At 62.5% G+C, this 6402-nt stretch carries 7 protein-coding genes; 6 read left to right on the forward strand and 1 reads right to left on the reverse strand.

The features are described 5' to 3' along the window. Positions 1–6: 6 nt before the first annotated feature. From thiL to OC71_RS25430, 6 genes are all read left to right on the forward strand, one after another. Entirely contained in the window at positions 7–972 is a 966-nt protein-coding gene (gene thiL / locus OC71_RS25405) for a thiamine-phosphate kinase (RefSeq protein WP_041074515.1), read from the forward strand. Continuing rightward, entirely contained in the window at positions 969–1472 is a 504-nt protein-coding gene (locus OC71_RS25410; protein ID WP_007910933.1) for a phosphatidylglycerophosphatase A, read from the forward strand. Before thiL ends, OC71_RS25410 begins: the two co-directional genes overlap by 4 nt. 34 nt (positions 1473–1506) lie before the next feature. Continuing rightward, on the forward strand, positions 1507–2244 hold the full coding sequence (locus tag OC71_RS25415; RefSeq protein ID WP_041074517.1) for an ABC transporter substrate-binding protein: 738 nt from the start codon (positions 1507–1509) through the stop codon (positions 2242–2244). Positions 2245–2497: 253 nt separating this feature from the next. Beyond that, positions 2498–3115, forward strand: a complete 618-nt coding sequence (ribA, locus tag OC71_RS25420) for a GTP cyclohydrolase II (RefSeq protein ID WP_041074519.1) — start codon at positions 2498–2500, stop codon at positions 3113–3115. After that, the gene (locus OC71_RS25425; RefSeq protein ID WP_041074521.1) at positions 3112–3531 is read left to right on the forward strand and encodes a hypothetical protein; all 420 of its coding nucleotides are present in this window, start codon (positions 3112–3114) and stop codon (positions 3529–3531) included. The genes ribA and OC71_RS25425 overlap by 4 nt, the downstream gene beginning before the upstream one ends. Further along, the gene (locus OC71_RS25430) at positions 3531–4331 is read left to right on the forward strand and encodes a cobalamin-binding protein (protein ID WP_041074523.1); all 801 of its coding nucleotides are present in this window, start codon (positions 3531–3533) and stop codon (positions 4329–4331) included. Before OC71_RS25425 ends, OC71_RS25430 begins: the two co-directional genes overlap by 1 nt. 113 nt (positions 4332–4444) lie before the next feature. On the opposite strand, the gene OC71_RS25435 is transcribed toward OC71_RS25430, so the two are convergent. Then, positions 4445–6331: a TonB-dependent receptor domain-containing protein gene (locus tag OC71_RS25435; protein ID WP_041074525.1), complete on the reverse strand. Its 1887-nt coding sequence runs from the start codon at positions 6329–6331 to the stop codon at positions 4445–4447. Between the last annotated feature and the right edge of the window lie 71 nt (positions 6332–6402).

Consider the following 6402-nt stretch of genomic DNA (forward strand, 5'->3'; position numbering starts at 1 on the left):
GACCTCATGGGCGAGTTTGAGCTGATCCGCAATTTCTTCGCCGCCGCGCCTTGTGCGCAGGGCGGCGAGGGCGTTGCTCTGGGGATCGGCGACGACTGCGCCTTGCTGGCGGTTCCCCCCGGGGAACAGCTGGCGATTTCCACCGATACGCTGGTGGCCGGCGTGCATTTCGCCGATCCCTGCGATCCGTTTCTGCTCGGTCAGCGCTCGCTGGCCGTTGCGGTCAGCGACCTGGCCGCCATGGGCGCTACGCCCGTTGCCTTTACCCTTGCCCTGACTGTGCCGACGGTGACTGCCGATTGGCTGCGAGCCTACGCCCGCGGTTTGAACCGCATGGCGCAGAGCTGCGGCATCGCGCTGGTCGGCGGTGACACCACGCGCGGGCCGTTGAGCTTGACGGTGACCGTATTCGGTCGCGTTCCGGCCGGGCAGGCCTTGACCCGCAGCGGCGCACAACCGGGCGATCTGCTCTGCGTCGGCGGCGAGCTGGGCAATGCCGCCGGGGCGTTGCCGCTGGTGCTTGGCCAGCGTGAGGCCGAAGCAGATATCGCCCAGCCGTTGCTCGATCATTACTGGTCGCCGCAACCGCAACTGGCGCTCGGTCAGGCCTTGCGTGGCAAGGCCACATCGGCCCTCGACATCTCTGACGGCCTGCTCGCCGATTGCGGGCATATCGCTCTGGCCTCGGGGGTTCGACTCGAAGTTGAACGCGAGCGCGTACCGTTGTCCGATGCTTTAGTGGCGTTTCTCGGTCAGCGCGGTGCCGAACGGGCAGCGTTGAGCGGCGGCGACGACTATGTGCTGGCCTTCACGCTACCGTCCGTCGAGTTGCCGGCGCTGCTGGCCGATGGTTGGCCGATCCATGTGATCGGGCGTGTGGCGCAGGGCCAGGGTGTGGTGCTGCTGGATCGCGAAGGACACGACATCACCCCGCAAATCCGCGGTTATCAACATTTTCAGGAGACACCGTGACAGATCACCCGAAACAGGTTCCGGCCGAATTCGTTCCGCCGTCGGTCTGGCGCAATCCCTGGCATTTTCTCGCGTTCGGCTTTGGCTCCGGCACCTTGCCGAAAGCGCCGGGCACGTGGGGTTCGTTAGTTGCGCTACCCTTTATCCCGTTGTGGCAGATGTTGCCCGACTGGGGTTACTGGCTGATGCTCGGGATCACCATGCTGTTCGGCTTCTGGCTGTGCGGCAAGGTCGCTGATGATCTGCGGGTGCACGACCACGAAGGCATCGTCTGGGACGAAATGGTCGGGATGTGGATCACCCTGTGGCTGGTGCCGGAAGGCTGGTACTGGTTGCTTGCGGGTTTTCTGGTGTTCCGCTTCTTCGACATTCTCAAGCCGTGGCCGATCCGCTGGATCGACCGGCATGTCCACGGCGGCGTCGGCATCATGCTCGACGACGTGCTGGCCGGTGTGTTCGCCTGGCTGGCAATGCAGGGGCTGGTGTGGATTTTCGCCTGATCCGGATCGTCAGGGTTAAGTGAGGAGACTAAGGATGGCTCGACGCTGGCTGGCGCTGGTGTTTCTGACCCTGCTGGGCACTGTTGCCAGTGCGCAGGAAGCTGCACCGACGCCCGCGGTCATCCATCTGGCCAGCGAAGACTGGGAAGACTACACCGCCGCCGACGGCCATGGCCTGGGCTGGGACGTGCTGCGCAAGGTGTTCGAGCCGGCCGGGGTGAAACTCGACATCCGCACCGAGCCTTACACGCGCTCCGTGGGCCTGGCCGAGCGCGGCGAAGTCGATGCCTGCGTCGGTTCGTACAAAAACGAGGCCAGCGACCTGCTATACCCGCGCTGGAACTTCGACACCGATCACATCTATGCCCTGGGCCTGGCGAGCAATCCGTCGCCGACCCCGGAAACCCTCGGCAGCTATCGTCTGGCCTGGGTGCGCGGTTACGACTATCAGGATTATTTGCCCAATGTGCGCAACTACAATGAGGTCGTGCGGCGCACCGGGATCCTGTCGATGCTCACCCATAATCGCGCCGACTATTACATCGATGCACAGACCGAAATCGATTACGTGGTCGGCCGGGCCAAGGATCCGACACAGTTTCGCAAGACGCATATCGCCGAATTGCCGCTGTACCTGTGCTTCGCCGACACGCCGCAAGCGCGCACACTGATGGCGCTGTTCGACAGGCGCATGGAGCAACTGGTCAAGAGCGGGGAGCTGAAGCCGGTTTTCGAGCAGTGGAAGCAGCCGTATCCGTTTGATTCAAACTGACGCACTGATCTTGCGTCCAGCACCGTCCCCTGTGGGAGCGGGCTTGCTCGCGAACGCGGTGGCTCAGCCGGCCTAGTGATCGACTGACACGACGCCTTCGCGAGCAAGCCCGCTCCCACAGGGATCTGCGCTGGTCGGGTGTTATCAAACTTTTTGATCGTTATGCCCGATAATTCAGCCTAAGCGTCTGCAGGAACCTGCTGTTACAATGCCGGCCTGCGAATCTTCAGACTTTTAGATCAGGAGCACACCGGTGCCTGTCGTTTTTGTCGCCGCTTCCAAGCTGCCAACGCCTTTTGCACAATTCACCATGCACGGTTTTCTCGATGAAGCCACCGGCCGCGAGCACGTCGTGCTGAGCCTCGGTGAAATTGACGACGGTGCCCCGGTGCTCGGCCGGTTGCACTCCGAGTGCCTGACCGGTGACGCGCTGTTCAGTCAGCGCTGCGACTGCGGGTCGCAACTCGAAGCGGCGCTCAAGGCCATCGCCCGTGAAGGCCGTGGCGTGCTGCTGTACCTGCGTCAGGAAGGTCGCGGCATCGGTCTGCTGAACAAGATCCGCGCCTACGAGTTGCAGGACGGCGGCGCCGACACCGTTGAAGCCAACGAGCGTCTGGGGTTTGCCGCCGATCAGCGTGACTACGCCATGTGCCTGCCGATGCTCGAGCATCTGGGCGTGAAGTCGCTGCGTCTGATGACCAACAACCCGCGCAAGGTCAAAGCCCTGACCGACATGGGCATCGTCGTTGCCGAGCGTGTGCCGTTGCACACCGGTCACAACCCGCACAACAAACTGTACCTGGCAACCAAGGCCAGCAAGCTCGACCACATGATGGGCAACGAGCATCAGGGCGAGGTAGACCGCGCGTGACCCGCGGTCAGGTGCGACGCCGCCTGGCGGTCGACTGGTGGAAGTATCTGGCGTTGGCGCTGCTGCCGCTGTTTGTCCTGAACCTGCTGTTCGGTCAGGGCGAGGGCATTGTGCCGGTGCTGACCATGCCATTGTTCATCGCCGGCGTTGCGTCGATGTTTGTCAGCCTGAAGTTCTTCGGGCGCTACAAACACGCGCTGATCGCCACGCAGAAAGCCCTCGACACCCCTGATGAACCGACGGCCTGGATTGCTTTGGCCACCCAGCGCCGTATTGCCTTGCTCGCGGCATCGTTGCCGGCATGGATCGGTGCGCTGGCGGTGTTCGTCGGCCTTGAAGCCGTACCGCTGATGTTGCTGGCGCTGTCTACGGCCGTGCTGTTCTACCTCTACCGTATCCCGCGTCAACTCGGCTGATGCGTCGTCTGTGGCTGGCGGTTCTGCTGCTGGCCTGCGCCGGCCCGGTGCTGGCGAGTCTGCGGGTGGTCAGCCTCGCGCCTTCGCTGTCGGAAATCGTCGTTGAGCTGGATTCGGCGGACCTGCTGGTGGGCGTACTCGATGCTGGCGAGCGTCCTGCCGCCATTGCCGATGTTCCCTCGGTGGGGCGCTATGGGCAACTCGACATGGAGCGCTTGCTCAGCCTCAAGCCTGATGTGCTGCTGTTGTGGCCCGGCAGTGTCGGCCCGGCGCAGCGCGACCAACTCAAACGCCTGAACATCCCGACCTACGTTGCCGAACCGCACAATCTCCAACAGTTGTCAGCGCAGATCGAGACGATTGCCGCGCAACTGGGGAGACCTGAGCGTGGGACGAAACTGGCGGCAGACCTGCGCCAGAAACTCGATGACCTGCGCCAGCGCTACCGCCGGGACACGCCGCTGAACGTGTTCTATCAAGTCTGGGACAAGCCGCTGTACACCGTCGGTGGCGGGCAGATCATCAGCGATGCGCTCGAGGTGTGTGGCGCTCGCAACGTGTTTGCCGACCTGAGTTTGCCGGCGCCGCAGGTGAGTATCGAGGCTGTGTTACAGCGCAATCCCGAGGTGATTCTGGCCAGTGATCAGACCCAGCTGGATGCGTGGAAGGCCTGGCCGCAGGTGAGTGCGGTGGCACATGATCAGTTGCTGCTGGTCAGCGACAAAGGCCTGGAGCGCCCGAGCGGCCAGATGATCGAAGCAACCGCCAAACTCTGCCAACTCATCCAGCCACACCGCTGACCCCTGCAGGAGCTGCCGAAGGCTGCGATCTTTTGATCTTGATCTTCGGCGACTCCTAGTCAGCCACAAGCAAGATCAAAAGATCGCAGCCTTCGGCAGCTCCTACAGGGAGTTCAGTTAAGTCCCGGAGTCCAGGTGATGCCAACTACCCAAACCCGACCTTCCTCGCGATAGCCAAACTGGCTACCGTCATAGCTGTACAGCGCACGGCTGTAACCCTTGTCCAGCAGGTTATCGACCTTCAGATCCAGCTTGATCTCGCGGTTCAGCGTCCAGCTGCTGCGCAAGCCGACGGTGCCGTAGCCACCCAACGGCTGGGTGTTGTTCAGATCGTCGTAACTGCTGCTGACCAACTGCCAGCTCGCGCCCACGCCCAACCGGTCGAACTGGCGATCCAGATCCCAACTGGCTGTGCGCCGCGCGCGACGCGCCAGGGTGTGCCCGGTATCGCGATCACGCGGGTCGATAATCGCCACGCCGAGATTGCTCTGCCAACCGAACAGTTCCTGCTTCAGCGCCGCTTCAAAGCCATTGATCCGTGCCGAAGCCACGTTCTCCGGGCGTGAGTTGCTACCGAAGATGATCGCGTCTTGCAGGTCCGTGCGGTAAATCGACGCTTCCAGCCGACTGCTATCGCTCAACTGACTGCGCCATTGCAGTTCGTAGCTTTTCGAGGTTTCCGGTTTCAGATTCGGGTTGCTGAAATCCGGGTAGTACAGGTCGTTGAAGGTCGGCGCGCGGAAGCCTTCGCTGTAGCTCAGCAGCAGGTCGTTGTCCGGGTTCAGCGGCAGGGTAAAGGTGCCGCTCCAGGTGTTCTGGCTGCCGAACTGCTGGTTGTCGTCGTGACGCAGGCCCAGTTCGGTGGAGAAGCTGTCGGCCTGATAACGATGCTGGATGAACGCGGCGCGGTTCCAGCGGCTGTCCTCGTTGAATGCGGTGCTGCTGTTGACCCGATCTTCGTACCAGTCACCGCCGAGGATCAGGCTGTTGCGCGCATCCAGGGTCAGGTCGTTCTGCCAGTTCACCGAGTCGCGATAGGTATTGAACACCGTGCGCTCGTCGCTGAGCTTGTCGAAGGTTTTCTCGCGATTCTCGCTGTGGCCGAATTCGACGCGGGTTTTCCAGATTTCGTTGACCCGCGCATCGATGTAGCTGCTGATATTGCTGACGTTGAAGTCGCTGTAAGGCTGCTGTTGCACCGATTCGAAAGTGGTCGTATCAAAGCGGCCGAACGGGTTATCGAACTCGCTCTTGCCACGGTTATCCAGCAGGTTGGCGCCGACTTCGATGTCGTCGGTCAGCGCATGGCTGAGGCTCAGGCTGATGGATTTATTGCGGTAGGCATCGTGATCGCTGTCGCTCGGGTACGACGCGTGAGTGCGGTCGAGGCCAGCGGTGTCATCGAGGCTGGCGCCAAGATTGAAGCGGGTCTTCTCGTCGCCACCGGACAGGCCGAGGCTGCGTTCCCAGGTCTGGTTGCTGCCGAAGCCGACGTGCAAGCGCGGCTGCAGGCCTTGCTCGGTGCCGCGCCGGGTGAAAATCTGAATCACCCCGCCAATCGCATCGCTGCCGTAAATCACCGAGCGCGAACCGCGCAACACTTCCACGCGCTCGATCTGGTCGATGTTCAGGTGCTGCAGGTTGCTGTCGCCAGAGGTCGAGCTGCCGATGCGCTGACCGTCGACCAGCACCAGACTCTGCGCCGATTGCGTGCCGCGAATGTAGATCCCCGGCAGACTGCCGCGTCCGCCAGCCTGCGCCACCTGCACGCCCGGCACCCGTTGCAGCAGGTCGGTGACGCTGCCCGGTTGCAGGCGGTCGATGTCTTCGCGGGTGAACACGGTGTTGGCGGCGCTGCTGTCGTTGCGCGCTTCGACCTGGCGGTTGGCGCTGATCAGCGTGTCCGGCAGTTTCAGGGCCTGATCGCGTTCGAAGGTGTCGGCGAGGGTGTTGGCGGTGGGAAGCAGGAAGAGGGGCAGGGCGAGGCGCGAGAGGTTCATCGGTGTTCCGTTGGTATTTCTGGTGTGCACAAAATTTCTAGCGACACAAAACACTGTGGGAGCGGGCTTGC

Source organism: Pseudomonas sp. W15Feb9B, assembly GCF_000828175.1.
GTDB lineage: Bacteria > Pseudomonadota > Gammaproteobacteria > Pseudomonadales > Pseudomonadaceae > Aquipseudomonas > Aquipseudomonas parakoreensis.

Bases quoted from the DNA above. Each gene is read 5' to 3' on its own strand.
- thiL (WP_041074515.1), top strand. From the start codon at position 7: ATGGGCGAGTTTGAGCTGATCCGCAATTTCTTCGCCGCCGCGCCTTGT.
- OC71_RS25415 (WP_041074517.1), top strand. From the start codon at position 1,507: ATGGCTCGACGCTGGCTGGCGCTGGTGTTTCTGACCCTGCTGGGCACT.
- OC71_RS25430 (WP_041074523.1), top strand. From the start codon at position 3,531: ATGCGTCGTCTGTGGCTGGCGGTTCTGCTGCTGGCCTGCGCCGGCCCG.
- OC71_RS25435 (WP_041074525.1), bottom strand. From the start codon at position 6,331: ATGAACCTCTCGCGCCTCGCCCTGCCCCTCTTCCTGCTTCCCACCGCC.